General features: G+C 69.4%; 17 protein-coding genes and 1 pseudogene. 17 read left to right on the top strand and 1 reads right to left on the bottom strand.

What is annotated here, in order from left to right:
- The first annotated feature begins 74 nt into the window (after positions 1-74).
- The 14 genes and pseudogenes from U6958_RS02375 (at position 75) to U6958_RS02310 (ending at position 12,555) form a co-directional block, all read left to right on the top strand.
- The gene (locus U6958_RS02375; RefSeq protein WP_074921183.1) at positions 75-755 is read left to right on the top strand and encodes a fumarylacetoacetate hydrolase family protein; all 681 of its coding nucleotides are present in this window, start codon (positions 75-77) and stop codon (positions 753-755) included.
- A complete protein-coding gene (locus U6958_RS02370; protein ID WP_074921182.1) occupies positions 752-1,513 on the top strand; it encodes a fumarylacetoacetate hydrolase family protein in 762 nt (253 codons plus the stop codon). Before U6958_RS02375 ends, U6958_RS02370 begins: the two co-directional genes overlap by 4 nt.
- A 27-nt stretch (positions 1,514-1,540) precedes the next feature.
- Positions 1,541-2,998: a 5-carboxymethyl-2-hydroxymuconate semialdehyde dehydrogenase gene (gene hpaE, locus U6958_RS02365; RefSeq protein WP_017405675.1), complete on the top strand. Its 1,458-nt coding sequence runs from the start codon at positions 1,541-1,543 to the stop codon at positions 2,996-2,998.
- Between the two features lie 42 nt (positions 2,999-3,040).
- Positions 3,041-4,036: pseudogene (locus U6958_RS02360) on the top strand (tripartite tricarboxylate transporter substrate binding protein); the annotation flags it as partial.
- Between the two features lie 22 nt (positions 4,037-4,058).
- Entirely contained in the window at positions 4,059-4,385 is a 327-nt protein-coding gene (locus U6958_RS02355) for an aromatic ring-opening dioxygenase subunit LigA (protein WP_012202043.1), read from the top strand.
- A 1-nt stretch (position 4,386) separates the two neighbouring features.
- Complete coding sequence (locus U6958_RS02350) at positions 4,387-5,205, top strand: extradiol ring-cleavage dioxygenase (RefSeq protein WP_046241330.1); 819 nt, start codon at positions 4,387-4,389, stop codon at positions 5,203-5,205.
- Complete coding sequence (locus U6958_RS02345) at positions 5,206-5,634, top strand: 5-carboxymethyl-2-hydroxymuconate Delta-isomerase (RefSeq protein WP_074921180.1); 429 nt, start codon at positions 5,206-5,208, stop codon at positions 5,632-5,634.
- Positions 5,635-5,807: 173 nt separating this feature from the next.
- Complete coding sequence (hpaH, locus tag U6958_RS02340; RefSeq protein WP_074921179.1) at positions 5,808-6,641, top strand: 2-oxo-hept-4-ene-1,7-dioate hydratase; 834 nt, start codon at positions 5,808-5,810, stop codon at positions 6,639-6,641.
- A gap of 45 nt (positions 6,642-6,686) precedes the next feature.
- Positions 6,687-8,141, top strand: coding sequence for an NAD-dependent succinate-semialdehyde dehydrogenase (locus tag U6958_RS02335; protein ID WP_074921178.1), 1,455 nt, complete (start codon positions 6,687-6,689; stop codon positions 8,139-8,141).
- An 18-nt stretch (positions 8,142-8,159) separates the two neighbouring features.
- On the top strand, positions 8,160-8,981 hold the full coding sequence (locus U6958_RS02330; protein WP_012202038.1) for an aldolase/citrate lyase family protein: 822 nt from the start codon (positions 8,160-8,162) through the stop codon (positions 8,979-8,981).
- An 86-nt stretch (positions 8,982-9,067) separates the two neighbouring features.
- On the top strand, positions 9,068-9,556 hold the full coding sequence (hpaR, locus tag U6958_RS02325; RefSeq protein WP_016447335.1) for a homoprotocatechuate degradation operon regulator HpaR: 489 nt from the start codon (positions 9,068-9,070) through the stop codon (positions 9,554-9,556).
- Positions 9,557-9,600: 44 nt separating this feature from the next.
- On the top strand, positions 9,601-10,236 hold the full coding sequence (locus tag U6958_RS02320; RefSeq protein WP_074921177.1) for a PolC-type DNA polymerase III: 636 nt from the start codon (positions 9,601-9,603) through the stop codon (positions 10,234-10,236).
- Between the two features lie 190 nt (positions 10,237-10,426).
- On the top strand, positions 10,427-10,930 hold the full coding sequence (locus U6958_RS02315; RefSeq protein ID WP_016452255.1) for a flavin reductase family protein: 504 nt from the start codon (positions 10,427-10,429) through the stop codon (positions 10,928-10,930).
- 209 nt (positions 10,931-11,139) lie between these two features.
- Positions 11,140-12,555 carry an amino acid permease gene (locus tag U6958_RS02310; protein WP_074921176.1) on the top strand — a complete coding sequence of 472 codons (1,416 nt, stop codon included), beginning with the start codon at positions 11,140-11,142 and terminating at the stop codon, positions 12,553-12,555.
- On the opposite strand, the gene U6958_RS02305 is transcribed toward U6958_RS02310, so the two are convergent.
- Positions 12,552-13,751, bottom strand: a complete 1,200-nt coding sequence (locus tag U6958_RS02305) for a DUF5666 domain-containing protein (protein ID WP_074921255.1) — start codon at positions 13,749-13,751, stop codon at positions 12,552-12,554. The two genes, U6958_RS02310 and U6958_RS02305, sit on opposite strands and share 4 nt — an antisense overlap.
- A 148-nt stretch (positions 13,752-13,899) precedes the next feature.
- Here U6958_RS02305 and U6958_RS02300 point away from each other — a divergent pair, with 148 nt between their 5' ends.
- Genes U6958_RS02300 through U6958_RS02290 form a run of 3 tightly spaced genes read left to right on the top strand, consistent with a single transcriptional unit; the run spans position 13,900 to position 16,617 of the window.
- Positions 13,900-14,610, top strand: a complete 711-nt coding sequence (locus U6958_RS02300; RefSeq protein ID WP_223275184.1) for a PepSY domain-containing protein — start codon at positions 13,900-13,902, stop codon at positions 14,608-14,610.
- Positions 14,610-15,290: a response regulator transcription factor gene (locus U6958_RS02295; RefSeq protein WP_013800000.1), complete on the top strand. Its 681-nt coding sequence runs from the start codon at positions 14,610-14,612 to the stop codon at positions 15,288-15,290. The genes U6958_RS02300 and U6958_RS02295 overlap by 1 nt, the downstream gene beginning before the upstream one ends.
- Entirely contained in the window at positions 15,280-16,617 is a 1,338-nt protein-coding gene (locus U6958_RS02290; protein ID WP_074921175.1) for a sensor histidine kinase, read from the top strand. The genes U6958_RS02295 and U6958_RS02290 overlap by 11 nt, the downstream gene beginning before the upstream one ends.
- Positions 16,618-16,627: the final 10 nt, after the last annotated feature.

Genomic DNA, 16,627 nt, shown 5'->3' with positions numbered 1-16,627 from the left:
GAAAACCCTGAATCCACCGTGTTGACGGGGCTTGTTGCACAAACAATAATTACCACGTTAACTAAATCCACACCATGCAGATTCAGCCCTTTCTCCTGGATGACGGCCTTGCGCTGGGCACGGTCTACGGCACGCTGCTCAACGAGCGCGCCACCGTGCAGCGCCTGTCGCCGCAGTTCGACAGCGCGCCCTACAAGGCCGCTCCGCGCGCCCCCGTGCTCTACCTCAAGCCGCGCAACACCTGGGCACGCGATGGCGCTGCGGTGGCCGTGCCGGCCGATCCCGGCGAGGTCCGCGTCGATGCCAGCATCGGCCTGGTGATCGGCCGCAGCGCCACGCGCGTCAGCGAAGCAACGGCCCTGGACCATGTGGCCGGCTGGCTGATCGCCAGCGACCTCACGCTGCCGCACGAGAACTACTACCGCCCCGCCATCCGCCAGCGCTGCCGCGACGGTTTCTGCCCGCTGGGCACGCTGGTGCGCGGCGCAGGCTTCGATGCGCAAGCGGCAGAACTCACGGTGTCCATCAATGGTGAACAGGTCTGGCAGCGCGGCTTTGCCGACCTGGTGCGCTCGCCCGCAAGGCTGCTGGCCGACGTGACCGAATTCATGACGCTGTCGCCCGGCGACGTGCTGCTGCTGGGCCCGGGCGAGGGCGCGCCGCTGGCGCGGCCCGGGGACCGCGTGGTCATCGAGGTGCCCGGCCTGGGCCGGCTCACGCATTCGGTGGCGGCAGAACAGGGGGCAGCAGCATGAAGCACGGACGCGTCATCTTCGAAGGACAGACCCTGCAGGTCACCGAAGGCCCGCACGGACAGGTGCAGTTGCCCGATGGCCGCCTGGTGGCGGAGACCGCCGTGCAGTGGCTGCCGCCGCTGCAGTTCGGCACGGTCTTCGCGCTGGGCCTGAACTATGCGGACCATGCCAAGGAAATCGCCTTCAACAAGGCGCCCGAGGAGCCGCTGGTCTTCCTCAAGGGACCGAACACGCTGAACGGCCACCACGGCCGCACGTACCGCCCAGCCGACGTGGCCTACATGCACTTCGAGTGCGAGCTGGGCGTGGTCATCGGCCAGACCTGCCGCAACGTGCGCCGCGAAGACGCCTACAACGTGGTCGCCGGCTACTGCACGGCCAACGACTACGCCATACGCGACTACCTGGAGAACTTCTACCGGCCCAACCTGCGCGTGAAGAACCGCGACGGCGCCACGCCCGTGGGCCCGTGGTTCGTCGATGCGGCCGATGTGCCCGACCCCATGAACCTGCGCCTGCGCAGCTGGGTCAACGGCGAGCTCAAGCAGGACGGCAGCACGCGCGACATGGTGCATGACATCCCCTCGCTGGTCGCCCACCTGTCGGGCTTCATGACGCTGAACCCCGGCGATCTCATCCTCACCGGCACGCCCGACGGCGTGGCCGACTCCCGCGTGGGCGACGAGATCGTCACCGAGATCGAAGGCCTGGGCCGCCTGGTCAACACCATCGTCGGCGACGCGCCGGCCGCCTCCTGAACCCACCGCACACGCCAAGGAATCCCCATGCGCATTGACCACCTGATCGACGGCAAGGCCGTCGCCGGCAAGGACTATTTCGAGACCGTCAACCCCGCCACCCAGGAGGTGCTGGCCGAGGTTGCCGCAGGCGGCGAGGCCGAGGTGCAGGCCGCCGTTGCCGCCGCGAAGAACGCCTTCCCGAAATGGGCCAACACGCCCGCCACCGAACGCGCCAAGCTCGTGCGCAAGCTGGGCGACCTGATCGCCCGCCATGTGCCCGAGATCGCGCAGACCGAGACCAACGACTGCGGCCAGGTCATCGCCCAGACCGGCAAGCAACTGGTGCCGCGCGCGGCCGACAACTTCTACTACTTTGCCGAGATGTGCACGCGCGTGGACGGCCACACCTATCCCACGCCCACGCACCTGAACTACACCCTGTTCCACCCCGTGGGCGTGTGCGCGCTGATCTCGCCCTGGAACGTGCCCTTCATGACGGCCACCTGGAAGGTGGCGCCCTGCCTGGCCTTCGGCAACACGGCCGTGCTCAAGATGAGCGAGCTGTCGCCCATGACGGCCGCGCGCCTGGGCGAGCTGGCGCTGGAGGCCGGCATTCCGCCCGGCGTGCTCAACCTGGTGCACGGCTACGGCAAGGACGCGGGCGAGCCCCTGGTGCGCCACCGCGATGTGCGCGCCGTCTCGTTCACGGGCTCGACCCAGACCGGCAACCGCATCGTGCAGGCCGCCGGCCTCAAGAAATTCAGCATGGAGCTGGGCGGCAAGAGCCCCTTCGTGATCTTTGACGACGCCGACTTCGAGCGCGCGCTGGATGCGGCCGTGTTCATGATCTTCTCCAACAACGGCGAGCGCTGCACGGCCGGCAGCCGCATCCTGGTGCAAAAGGGCATCTACGCGAAGTTCGTGGACCGCTTCGTGGAGCGCGCCAGGAAGATCACCGTGGGCGACCCGCTGGACGAATCCACCATCGTCGGCCCCATGATCAGCGCCAGCCACCTGGCCAAGGTGCGCCACTACATCGAACTGGGCCAGAAGGAAGGCGCCAGCATGCTGTGCGGCGGGCTCGATGCGCCCGTGCTGCCCGAGCGCGTGCGCAAGGGCAACTATGTGCTGCCCACGGTGTTTGCCGACGTGGACAACCGCATGCAGATCGCCCAGGACGAGATCTTCGGCCCCGTGGCCTGCATCATTCCCTTCAGCGACGAGGCCGAGGCCGTGCGCCTGGCCAACGACATCCAGTACGGCCTGTCCAGCTACGTCTGGACCGAGAGCGTGGGCCGCGCCCACCGCGTGGCCGCCGCCATCGAGGCCGGCATGTGCTTCGTCAACAGCCAGAACGTGCGCGACCTGCGCCAGCCCTTCGGCGGCACCAAGGCCTCGGGCACGGGCCGCGAGGGCGGCAGCTGGAGCTACGAGGTCTTCTGCGAGCCCAAGAACGTGGCCGTCTCGCTGGGCTCGCACCATATTCCGCACTGGGGCGTCTGAACGGGCGACCAGCGACAACGACAAAGAGAACCGAGGAGACAAGACATGCAACGCCGCCATTTCCTGCAATCCACCGCAGCCACCACGGCCGCAGCGCTGATGCTCCCGGGCCTTTCCCAGGCCCAGCCCGGTAGCCCGGCCGGCACCTGGCCCGCAAAGCCGCTGCGCATCATCGTGCCCTTCACGCCGGGCGGCACCACCGACCTGGTGGCGCGCCTGGTGGGCACCGAGCTGGGCAAGTCCCTGGGCCAGCCTGTGATCGTGGAGAACAAGCCCGGCGCGGGCACGGTGATCGGCGTGGACTATGTGTCCAAGCAGCCGGCCGACGGCTACACCCTGGTGTGCGTGGCCAACAGCTTCACGGCCAACAAGACGCTGGTGAAGAACCTGCCCTACGACACCACGCGCGACCTCAAGCCCGTGGCGCTGATGGGCCTGTCAGAGCATGTGCTGGCCACCCACCCGGGCAGCGGACTGAAGACGCTGGCGGACCTGCGCAACCGCGCCCGGGCCAGGCCCGGCGAGCTCAGCTATGCCTCGTTCGGCAACGGCACCTCGGCCCATCTGTCGGGCGCGCTGCTGTGCCAGGAGATGGGCATCGAGATGGTCCACATCCCCTACAAGGGACAGGGCCCGGCGCTGGCCGACCTGCTGGGCGGCCAGGTGGACGTGATGTTCGGCAACTGGCCCGAGTTCCGTGGCCATGTGCAAAGCGGCAAGCTGGTGGCACTGGGCATGGCCACGCGCCAGCGCTCGCAGTTCGCTCCCCAGGTGCCCACGCTGGCCGAGCAGGGCGTGGCGCTGGAATCCAACTCCTGGCAGGGTCTGCTGGCACCCGGCGCCACGCCCGATGCGCTGGTGCAGCGCATCAACGCCGCCGTGGTCAAGGCCCTGGCCGAGCCCGCCGTGGTGGACGCCTTCGCGCGCGGCGGCATCGTCTCGCAGGCCGGCACGGCGCAGCAGTTCGCGGCCTTCGTCACCAGCGAAATCGCCAAGTACGAAGCCATCATCCGCCGCGCCAACATCACGCTGGGTTGAGGCCGGATCACCGGGAGACGCCATGAGCCTGTACACCATGCAGAAATTCCTGTTCCAGCTCAACCGCGAGCCCGAGGTGCAGCGGCGCTTTGCCGAGGACCGCGCCGCGCTGCTGGCCGAGTACGCGCTGGAGCCCGAGGAGTACGAAGCCATGTTCCACGGCGACATCGGCAAGCTCTACGTGCTGGGCTGCAACGGCCAGCTGCTGATGCACTTCGCGCCGCTGCTGGGCATGCCCTGGGCCGACTACCTGCAGGCCATGCGCGACGGCGTGCAAAAGCACGGACCGGTGCGCGCGGGCGTCTACGCGATGACGACAGCCACCAACGAAAAGATCGCAGGAGTTTGAGATGAGTCTGGTATTTGCAGGCGTTTGCAGCCATGCGCCCGGCATCACGGGCCGCGCACACCTGGCCGATCCGGCCACCCGGGATGCCTTCCATGCCGCCTTCCGCGACATGGGCGCACGGCTGGAGGCGGCGCGGCCCGACGCCGTGATCGTCATCGCGGCCGAGCACTTCGCCAACTTCTTCATGAACAACATGCCGGCCTATGCCATCGGCATGGCAGACCACTACGAAGGGCCCATCGAGGACCCGGCCTGGCTGGGCATAGAGCGCCACCGCATCCCCGGCAATGCCGAGCTGTCGCGGCGCCTGATCGCCGAGGTCATGCAGACCGTGGACGTGGCCTTTGCCGAGGAGTGGAAGTTCGACCACGGCATCATGGTCCCGCTGCACTTTCTGACGCCGGCCTATGACAAGGACATCATCCCCGTCAACATCAACTGCCAGGGCCCGCCGCTGACGCCGCTGCACCGCGCCTGGGCCTTTGGCGAGGCCCTGCGCCGCGCCTGCGACAAGGCGCCCGAGCGCATCGCCATCGTGGGCACGGGCGGCATCTCGCACTGGCCGGCCACGCCCGACTCGGGCAAGGTCAACTGGGAATGGGACCAGCAGTTCATGGACCGCTGGTGCCGCAACGACCGGGACGCGCTGCTGTCGTACACCGACGCCGAAACCTACCGCGACGGCGGCCAGGGCGGCTTCGAGATCCGCAGCTTCATCGCCGTGGCCGCCGCCGCGCGCGGCGCGGGCCAGGTGCTGTACTGCCAGCCCATTCCCATCTTCGCCGTGAGCTGCACGGCCGCCACCATGGAGGTGGCCTGAATGCCGCACGTGGTCATCCTCTACACGGCCAGCCTGGACGCGCACACCGACATGACGCAGCTGTGCCGCGCCCTGGCCGACACCATGCTCACCGTGCGCGCCGAAGACGGCGCCCAGGTCTTTCCCACGGGCGGCACGCGCGTGCTGGCCTACCCCGCGCCGCACAGCGCCGTGGCCGATGGCGGGGCCGCGGGCCGCGCAGCGGGCGGCGATGGCGACTACGGCTTCATCTACATCAACCTGCGCATGGGCCGGGGCCGCACGGCCGCCGTGCAGCAGCAGGCCGGCGACGCCCTGCTGGCCTGCGCGCGCCGCCATCTGCAGCCGCTGTTCGCGCAGCGCCACCTGGGCCTGACCGTGCAGGTCGATGAAAGCCCGGGCCAGGTGTATGACGGCAAGCACAGCACCCTCCACCCTCTGTTCGGGTGAGCCACCCCCTGAGTCGCTTCGCGCCTTCCCCCGTTGCACGGCGCCCTCTCTCGCTTCGCGGGAGGGGGACGACACCCTCGGTGCGGGACGGCCCTTCCTCGGTGTCCCTCCTTTGGAGCGCGCCAGTATCAAACGCCTCAAGTGAAGCAACAACGTACTGAATAACTGAAAAAATGTTTACCCAAGAACTGTTGACCCAACTGGCCCAGGAGCTGGACCGCAGCGAGAAGACGCGCGTGCAGGTCGAGCATTTCTCCAAGCGCTTTCCCGGCATGACCGTGGAGGATGGCTACCGCGTCTCGCGCGAATGGGTGCGCCTGCAGATCGCGGCGGGCCGCAAGGTGATAGGCCACAAGATCGGCCTGACCTCGCGCGCCATGCAGATATCGAGCCAGATCGACGAGCCCGACTACGGCACCCTGCTCGACAGCATGCTCTACCGCTGCACGCCGGGCCAGGTGCTGGACATCCCGGCCGCCCACTTCATCGCGCCGCGCGTGGAGGTGGAGCTGGCCTTCGTGCTCAAGGCGCCGCTGCGCGGCCCGGGCCTGCCCGGCGGCAAGGAGATCACGCTGCAGGACGTGCTGGACGCCACCGACCATGTGACTCCGGCCATCGAGATCATCGACGCGCGCATCGAGCAATTCGACCGCCACACCAAGGCCATGCGCAAGGTCTACGACACCATCAGCGACAACGCGGCCAATGCGGGCATCGTCACCGGCGCCGGCCGCGCTGACCCCCAGGTGATAGACCTGCCCTGGTGCGGCGCCATACTGCGCTGCAACGGCGTGGTCGAGGAGACCGGCCTGGCTGCCGGCGTGCAGGGCCATCCCGCCATCGGCGTGGCCTGGCTGGCCAACAAGCTCTCGCCCTGGGGCGAAGCCCTGGAGGCCGGCCAGACCGTGCTGGCGGGCTCGTTCACGCGCCCCGTGGCCGCCAAGCCTGGCGACCTGTTCGATGCCGACTACGGCCCGCTGGGCCGGCTGCAGTTCCGTTTTGTCTAGGCGCCGTCGTCCCGACGCCTGCCCCGCCCTTATTGGAGATTTCCCATGCCGCTTGCACTGCGCGACCCCAGCCTGCTCAAGAACCTCTGCCTGATCGACGGCCAATGGCTGGCCGCCGACGATGGCAGCCGCATCGACGTCCACAACCCCGCCACGGGCGAAGCCGTCGGCCATGTGCCCCGCATGGGCGAGGCCGAGACGCAGCGCGCCATCGCCGCCGCCGAGCGCGCCTTCGCCCTCTGGAAGCAGCAGACCGCCGAGGCCCGCGCACGCCTGCTGCATCGCTGGTTCGAGCTGATGATGGAAAACCAGGAGGACCTGGCCCTGATCATGACCAGCGAGCAGGGCAAGCCCCTGGCCGAGTCGCGCGGCGAGATCGCCTATGCGGCCTCCTACGTGCAGTGGTTTGCCGAGGAAGCGCGCCGCATCTACGGCTCCACCGTGCCCGCGCCCTGGGCCGACAAGCGCATCATCGTGACCAAGGAGCCGGTGGGGGTCTGCGCCGCGATCACGCCCTGGAACTTCCCGGCCGCCATGATCACGCGCAAGGTCGCGCCCGCCCTGGCGGCGGGCTGCACCATCATCGTCAAGCCCGCGCAGCAGACACCGCTGTCGGCCCTGGCCATGGCCGAGCTGGCCCAGCGCGCGGGCATTCCCGAGGGCGTGTTCAGCGTGATCACGGGCTCCTCGCGCGCCATCGGCGGCGTGCTCACGGCCAGCATGGCCGTGCGCAAGCTGACCTTCACGGGCTCCACCGAAGTGGGCCGCGTGCTGGCCGAGCAATGCGCGCCCACGCTCAAGAAGATGTCGCTGGAGCTGGGCGGCAATGCGCCCTTCATCGTCTTCGACGACGCGGACCTGGATGCCGCCGTCGAAGGCGCCATGGCCTCCAAGTACCGCAACACCGGCCAGACCTGCGTGTGCGCCAACCGCCTGCTGGTGCAGGACGGCGTGTACGACGCCTTCATGGCCAGGCTCAAGGTCGCCGTGCAGGCCCTCAAGGTGGGCAACGGCCTGGAGGCCGGCGTGGGCCAGGGCCCGCTGATCGACCGGGCCGCCGTGGACAAGGTCGAGGAACTGGTGGCCGATGCCGTGAAGAACGGCGCCGAGGTCGTGCTGGGCGGCAAGCGCCACGCGCTGGGCGGCACCTTCTACGAGCCCACCATCCTGGCCAACGCCACGGACCGCATGCGCATCGCCAGGGAAGAGGTCTTCGGCCCCGTGGCGCCCGTGTTCCGCTTCAAGACCGAGGAAGAGGCCATCCGCATGGCCAACGACACCGAGTACGGCCTGGCCGCCTACTTCTACGCCCGCGACGTGGGCCGCGTGTGGCGCGTGGGCGAGGCGCTGGAGTACGGCATGGTGGGCATCAACAGCGGCATCATCAGCACGGCCGTGGCGCCGTTTGGCGGCGTCAAGCAGTCGGGCATGGGCCGCGAGGGCGGCGCCGCCGGCATAGAGGAATACCTGAGCACCAAGTACCTGTGCATGGGCCACTGAGGCCCGGACAATCACACCATGCAGACACCTGTGAACCGCTTCAAGGCCGCCATTGCGGCCGACCAACCCCAGATCGGCCTGTGGCTGGGCCTGGCCGACGCCTATTCGGCGGAAATCTGCGCGGGCGCCGGCTTCGACTGGCTCCTGATCGACGGCGAGCATTCGCCCAACGACACGCGCACCCTGCTGGCGCAGCTGCAGGCCATCGCGGCCTATCCCGACAGCCATGCCATTGCCCGCGTGCCCATGGGACACGGCGAGGTCGGCGAGATGCTGATCAAGCAGTACCTGGACATCGGCGTGCAGACCCTGCTCGTGCCCATGGTGGACACGGCCGAGCAGGCCGCACGCATCGTGCGCGCCGCGCGCTATCCGCAGGCCGACGGCCAGGGCGGCATCCGCGGCATGGGCGGCGCACGCGCCTCGGCCTGGGGCCGGCGCGCCAACTACGCCCATGAAGCCAACGCCCAGGTCTGCGTGCTGGTGCAGGTGGAGACGCGCCAGGCGCTGGCCCACCTGGACGCCATTGCCGCCACCGAGGGCGTGGACGGCGTCTTCATCGGCCCGGCCGACCTGTCGGCCTCCATGGGCCACATCGGCAACCCCGGCCATCCCGAGGTGCAGGAGGCGATTGCCGACGCCATCGCGCGCATACGCCGCGCCGGCAAGGCGCCCGGCATCCTCACGCCCAACGAGGCCCTGGCGCGCAAGTACCTGGAGCTAGGCTGCACCTTCACGGCCGTGGGCCTGGACACCAGCGTGCTGGTGCAGGCCACCAGCGCGCTGGCTGCGCGCTTCAAGCAGGCAGCGGCCCCCGCGCCGAAAAGCCAGACCTATTGAGGCCCCGGCCTGACAAGGCGCGCGCAACGCCGCTCCGGGGAGGGAGCGGCGGCTGCATAGAATCCAGCCGACAGATGCTGCCGAACATGCCCCAGACCACGACCTCTTTTGCCCCCGAGCCGCTGCGCGCCTTCTCGCGCTCCCTGCCCATGGCGCTGCTGCGCGCCCGCGAATCGGTCATGGTGCGCTTTCGGCCCATGCTGCGCGCCCATGGCCTGACCGAACAGCAGTGGCGCGTGCTGCGCGCCATGGCGGCGGTCACGCACAGGCTGCGGCCCATGGAGCTGTCGCAGGCCACCTACATCAGCATGCCCAGCCTCTCGCGCCTGCTCAAGACGCTGGAAGGCCGGCAGCTGGTGGAGCGCTCGCGCCACGCCAGCGACATGCGCGGCGCCGAGTTCGAGCTCACGGCGGCCGGCCACGCCATCGTGGCCGAGATCGCGCCGCATTCCTCCGAGACCTATGCCGAGATCGAGCGCCTGGTGGGCCATGAAGAGATCGAGCAGCTCTACGCCCTGCTCGACCAGGTCGTGCAGCGCCTGGGCGCGGCCGACGGCAGCCAGGCCGAGGAATAGCCGCCCCGGCACGCCGGTCGGGCACTGCCGGGCACAATCGCCCCATGCCGCAGCCGATTGCCGTCATCGACTTTGAAACCACGGGCATGGCGCCCGCCCAGGGCGCGCGTGCCACCGAGGTCGCCATCGTGCTGATCGAGGGCGGCCAGGTCGTGGACCGCTTCCAGAGCCTGATGCGCACGGGCGCCTGGATACCGCCCTTCATCACGCGGCTGACCGGCATCACCAATGCCATGGTCGCAGCCGCGCCGCCCGCCGAGGACGTGATGCGCGATGCCGCCCGCTTCGTGGGCAGCGCGCCCATGGTGGCGCACAACGCGGCCTTCGACAGCAAGTTCTGGCAGTCCGAACTGGCCCTGGCCGGCGAGGCCGCGCCCCAGCCCTTTGCCTGCACCGTGCTGCTGTCGCGCCGCATCTACCCGGAGGCGCCCAGCCACAGCCTGAGCCGGCTCACCGCCCACCTGGGCCTGCCCGTGGCCGAGCGTGCCCACCGGGCGCTGGCCGATGCCGAAATGGCCGCCGCCCTGCTGGCGCGCATGCAGCAGGACCTGTGCCGGCGCTATGCGCTGGCCTGGCCCGAGCATGCACTGCTGATGCGGCTGCAGCGCTGCGCGCGCGCCCGCATGTCAGGCTGGCTGCAGGAGAACGCCGCGCCCGCCCAGATGCGCATGGCGCTGTGAGCCGGCACGGCGCACGCAAGGCAAAGACCTCCCTGGCCAAATCCCCATCGGCCGCATCTGCCGGCATCCGCACCCATAATGCACGGTTGCTGCCCGGCTACGGGCGCCCGTCCCAAACGCGGCAGCCCTGCTGCCGCCTTGCTGCCGCCTGGTTCTTGCACCCGTGAATTCCGCCCTGCCTCCTGCCGCCATGGCCAACCTGGCCCCTCAGGCCCCGTTCTCGTCGCGCGAGTTCCGCGACGCGCTGGGCCAGTTCGCCACGGGCGTGACCATCGTCACCGCGCGCAGCCCGCAGGGCCATCCGGTGGGCGTCACCGTGAGCTCGTTCAACTCGGTCTCGCTCACACCGCCGCTGGTGCTGTGGAGCATGGCGCTGTCGGCGGCCTCGCTGCCCGTGTTCCAGCATTGCTCGCACTACGCCATCCATGTGCTGTCGGCCTCGCAAAAGCCCCTGGCCGAGCTGTTCGCGCGCAAGGGCGTGGACCGCTTCGCCAACACCGCCTGGCGCAGCTCGGCCCAGGGCGTGCCGCTGCTGACCGAAGCCACCACCGTCTTCGAGTGCCGCAACCGCCATCGCCATGAAGAGGGCGACCATGTGATCTTCATCGGCGAGGTCGAGCAGTGCAGCCACCAGGCCGGCCACACGCCGCTGCTGTACCACGCAGGCCGCATGCACACGGGCGGCCTGGGCTGAGCCCGGGCCCGCGGCAGCACTCCCGTCGTCTCTCTCGGCCACTCCCCCATTCCCGTTCCTTCCCGCCTCCGGGTAATCCCCGGTCCGGGAAATCGGTGTCTGCGCATATTGTATATACAGGCTTATACATCTGAGCACAGACCCATCCGCAGGCCGATGAAGCCCGTGGATGCGGCGGCCATTTCACCAATGACGGGGGGAGACAGCGCATGAGTTCACCATCTGCAGGCAGCCTGCACCGAGGGCTGTCGGCCCGCCACATACGCTTCATGGCGCTGGGCTCGGCCATAGGCACGGGGCTGTTCTACGGCTCGGCCAAGGCCATACAGCAGGCGGGGCCCTCGGTGCTGATCGCCTACCTGCTGGCGGGCGCGGCGGTCTACATGGTGATGCGCGCGCTGGGCGAGATGGCCGTGCACAACCCCGTGCCCGGCTCCTTCGGCCAGTACGCCAGCGACTACCTGGGCCCGTTCGCCGGCTTCGTCACGGGCTGGACCTATACCTTCGAGATGGTCATCGTCTGCCTGGCCGACGTGACGGCCTTCGGCATCTACATGGGGTTCTGGTTTCCCGAGGTGCCGCGCTGGATCTGGGTGCTGTCCATCGTCTGCTTCATCGGCGCGCTCAACCTGTGCTCGGTCAAGGTGTTCGGCGAGATGGAGTTCTGGCTGTCCCTGCTCAAGGTGGCGGCCATCATCGCCATGATTGGCGGCGGCCTGGGCATCATGGTGTTCGGCTTCGGCATGGCGGCCGACCAGGCGCCGACCGGCGTGCAGAACCTGTGGGTGCACGGCGGCTTCATGCCCCATGGCGTCTCGGGCCTGATCGCCTCGCTGGCGGTGGTGGTGTTCGCCTTCGGAGGCATCGAGATCATCGGCATCTCGGCCGGCGAGGCCAAGGACCCGGCGCGCGTGATCCCACGCGCCATCAACGCCGTGCCGCTGCGCATCCTGCTGTTCTACGTGCTCACGCTGTTCGTGCTGATGAGCATCTTCCCCTGGCCGCAGATCGGCAGCCAGGGCAGCCCCTTCGTGCAGATCTTCAGCGGCCTGGGCATTTCCTCGGCCGCCACCATTCTCAACATCGTGGTGATCTCGGCGGCCGTGTCGGCCATCAACAGCGACATCTTCGGCGCCGGCCGCATGCTCTACGGCATGGCGCACCAGGGCCAGGCCCCCGCCGGCTTCGGCCGCGTCTCGCGCCATGGCGTGCCCTGGATGACGGTGGTGGTGATGGCCGTGGCGCTGCTGGCCGGCGTGGTGCTGAACTACCTGATTCCCGAGGACGTGTTCCTGCTGATCGCCTCCATCGCCACCTTCGCCACGGTCTGGGTCTGGCTGATGATCCTGCTGTCGCAGTTCGCGGCGCGCCGCCGCATGAGCCCGCGGCAGGTGGCCGCGCTGAAGTTCCCGGTCCCGCTGTGGCCCACCGCGCCGCTGGCCGCTATCGGCTTCATGCTGCTGGTGCTGGGCGTGCTCGGCTACTTCCCCCACACCCGTGCCGCGCTGGTCGTGGGCGGCCTGTGGATCGTGCTGCTGGGCGCCGCCTACCTGCTGTGGGTGCGCCCCGCCGCCGCGCGTGCGCAGAGCGAGGCGATGCGGCCTGCGGCGAACGCGAACCCTTAGTCGAACTCGACCTCGGTGGCCACCACCATCGCGCCATCGACCGAGAGCCGGCCCTTGACCTCGACCACGCGCCCCACGGCAATTTGGGCAGCGCTGCCATCCTCGAAGCGCGCATTGCGATAGTCCACGCGCACGCCGCGCAGCTCGAAGATGCCGGCCAGGCTGTCGACAGCGGTGATGCGGCCCTCGATCTCGAAGCCATCGTCACTGTCCAGCCGCAGCTTGCGCTCGACCTCGGAGGCGCGAAGCACCCCGTCCTGGAACATGCCTTCGACCTCGACCAGGTCGCCCACGGCCAGGCCTGCGGGCAGGCGTGCGGCGCTGCCCGCGTCCACGCTCAGGCCGTCCACGACGAAGCGGGTCGGCGAGTCCATGCGGGTGATATGGCCGGTGACGTCGGCCTCCACGCCCGCCTGTTCGGGCAGCGTGGGACGCTGCACCGACAGTGCGGTGGCCACCCACAGGCCGGCGGCATCGGGCTGGCGCGCCAGGCGCAGGCTGACCACGTCGCCGGCAGCCAGCGCGGCGGCAACCTGCACGCCGCTCCAGTTGACGACGGCCTCGCCGATGCGCAGGGTGCGGCGCGACGCGTCAACGGCATCCACAGGCGCGCGCAGGCGCCAGGGCTCGTCGGCGTCATCCTCGATCTCGATGCGGCTGGCAAGAATGCGGCCCTGCGCATCGCGCAGGCCGTGGACTTCCAGCACACGGCCGACCTGCAGCGCCGCCGCGCGGCCGTCCTCGAACACCGTGGCCGCATCGACGATCACGGTCTGGCCCAGTACGGTCAGCCGGTCGCCCACGACCGCGCTCAACGGACCTTCCAGATCGCTGCGCACAAGAATCTGGCGGGCCATGGCGCGCGCCACACCATCGCTGCCGGTGGTCACGGGGTCGGCCGTGACATGGACCGCCATGCCCAGCTTGAGCGCATCGCTGGCCAGCAGGACGCCATCGCCATCGGTGATCCGGGCCTGGCGCTCGTCATACCGCACCCCATTGACCAGGATGGAGCCGAAGCCGTCAATGGTGCCCGACGCATAGCTGGCGCTGGGAGTGACCGGCGTGGGGGCGGGCTTGTCAGCCCCGCCGCCGCCACCGCCGCAGGCGGCCAGCAGCACGGACAGCGAGAGCGCGCCAGCGCCCAGGACCCGAGGCAATGGCGGGGCGGAGCGGGAAAAGCGAAGAAAATGCATGGTGTTCGATGCCAGAAAGAAACAGATGAAAAGGCACCGCGGCGGGGCCATCGGTGCAACCGCCTGCAGTGTCGGCAAAGGCGCCTAAACCGCGCATGAATGGCGCGTTCATGCACTGTTTAAGAACGTGCACATAAGATGCGTGGCCGTGAAACTCCGCCTCGCACTTGCTGCCTTGCTGGCCTTGCCGCTGGCGCCCGCCTCTGCCACCACGCCAGCGGAGCATGAAAGCGTGCGCCGCGAGGTGCAGTCGAAGCGCCTGCGGCCCTTGGCGGAAATCCTCCAGGACGTGCAGCAGCGCCACAAAGGGCGCGTCATCGACATCGAACTCGAGCGCGGCGCCGACGGCCGGCGCTGGTACGAAATCAAGCTCGCCAATGGCCAGCGCACGGAGATCTATATCGATGCAGTCACGGGACAGGACATCCCCCGGCCGGGCGCGACCACCGCCGTGCTGATACCCATGTCCGCCGTGGCGGCAGCCGTCACCCGCTTGCATCCCGGCACCGTGCTGCAGATCGAGCTGGAGGAAACGCGCAGCCCCAGGCCCTACTACGAGATCCAGCTGCTCACGCGCGAAGGCCGTGAGCAGCTGCTGCGCGCCGACGCCCAGACGGGCCGCATCCTGGCGGAGCCTGTCCTGAGCCGGGAGCAGGCCGCCACGCTGCAACCGCTGCCGCGCATTCTTGAGGAACTGGAGCGCAAGTACCAGGCCCGCGCCACAGAGGCCGAGCTCAAGATCGACGTCCGGCAGCGCGCCTACTACGAGGTCGAGTTGCAGCTGAGCGCCGGCCGCAGCATCGAAGTGCATGTGGATGCGTACAGCGGCCAGCCCATCGAAGAGGACGGACTGCGCTGATGCGGGTGCTCATCGTCGAAGACGACGCCGATCTTGCTGCAGGCCTGCAGGCCATCCTGCAGGAGGCCGGCATGCTGGCCGAGTGCTGCGCGGACGGCCGCCTCGCCCAGGAACTGGGCAGCGTCGAACACTATGACGCCGCCTTGCTGGACCTGGGGCTGCCAGGACAGGACGGCGTCTCGGTGCTGCGCCATTGGCGCGAGCAGGGCCGCTCCTTTCCCGTGCTGGTGCTCACGGCCCGCAACCGCTGGAGCGACAAGCTCACGGCTTTCCAGGCCGGCGCGGACGACTACCTGACCAAGCCCTTTCTGCACGAGGAGGTCGTCACGCGGCTGCGCGTGCTGCACCGGCGCGCAGCAGGCGGCAGCCGGCCCCTGGTGCAGATAGGCCCGCTGGCCTACGACACCATGGCAGACCGCTTCACGCTCGAAGGACGGCCGCTTGCGCTGACCGCGCAGGAGCAACGCATCCTGAGCTTTCTGACCAACCGGCATGGACAGCTCGTCAGCCGCGCCGACATCAGCGAGCATGTCTACGCACGCGACCTGGACCCGGACTCCAACACCGTGGACGTGCTGGTCGGCCGCATCCGCCGCAAACTGTCCCCGCATGGCCTGATCCATACCGAGCGCGGACGGGGCTTTCGCCTGCAGCAGGCCAGCGGCGACCATGCGTCCTAGACACTGGGGCCTGTCGGAGCGCCTGCTGGCACTGAGCCTGGTGGCCACGCTGGCCTGCGGCACGGCCGCCAGCTGGCTGCTGCGCGAGCAGTTGCACGATGCGGTGCTGCGCAGCTTCAAGGCCGGCCTGCAGGACCGCGCCGAGCGGCTGCAGGCCGAGCTGCAGTCCCCTGGGCCCCTGACCGGACAGGGCACGCGGCTCAATCGCGGCGAGTTCGGCCGCATTTTCTCGGGCTGGTACTGGACACTGGAGCAGGACGGGCGGCTGCAGCAGTCGCGCTCGGTCTGGGACGACAGCCTGGAGCTGGACGACGCCCGTCCCTGGCCCCGGCACAAGGGCAGCGAGACGCTGCTGTCGCTGCGCGGGCCGCAGGGGCGCGAACTGCTGGGACTGCGCCGCAGCTTCGATGTCGCGGGCCGGCGCGTGCAGCTGCATGTCTTCGGCCCGCTGGACGGTACGCGCCAGGAATGGCGCCGAATCGACCGCATCCTGCTGGTCACCGAGCTGGGCCTGGTCGCCGCGCTGCTGCTGTGCACGGTGGCGCTGGTGCGCCTGGGATTGCAGCCGCTGCGCAGCCTGCAGCAGGCGCTGCAGGACATGGAAGACGGCACACGCACGCAGCTGGGGCGGCACTTCGGCCCCGACCTGGACCCGATTGCCGAGGCCGTGGACCAGGTGCTGCAGCGCAATGCCCAGGTCGTGGAGCGCGCGCGCCACCAGGCGGCCGACCTGAGCCATGCGCTCAAGAAGCCGCTGGCCGTGCTCGGCATCCAGGCACGCGGCCATCAGGTCGATGGCCCGTGGCTGCGTGACCAGGTACAGGCCATGTCCCACACCATCGACCGCCATCTGGCGCGCTTCGCCAGCGGCGCCGGCAGCGCCGGCAGCGTGGCGCTGGATGAGGTGCTGGCCCGGCTGCTGGATGCCATGCGCCAGATCCACGCCCAGCGGCACCTGTCCTGGTCCATCCAGACCTCCACGCCGCTGCCCGGCCATGGGCGGCGCTGGCGCGGCGCGGCCTCGGACCTGGAGGAGATGGCGGGAAACCTGCTGGACAACGCCGGCAAGTGGGCGCGCAGCCGCGTCACGCTGGCCGTGTGCCAGGATGGCACGACGACGCTGCTGCAGATCGATGACGACGGCCCAGGCCTGGCACCGGAGCATCTCGCGCAGGCCATGGAGCGCGGTGTCCGCTTCGACGAACAGGCCCAGGGCCACGGCCTGGGCCTGGCCATCGTGCGCGACATCGCCGAGACCTATGGTGGATCGCTGGAGATGGGGCCGAGCCCGCTGGGCGGGTTGCGCTGCACGCTGCGCCTGGGCTGAGCACGGCGCC

This window comes from Delftia lacustris, from assembly GCF_040267515.1.
Lineage (GTDB): Bacteria > Pseudomonadota > Gammaproteobacteria > Burkholderiales > Burkholderiaceae_C > Comamonas > Comamonas tsuruhatensis.
This window is presented reverse-complemented; position numbering and strand designations above follow the sequence as displayed.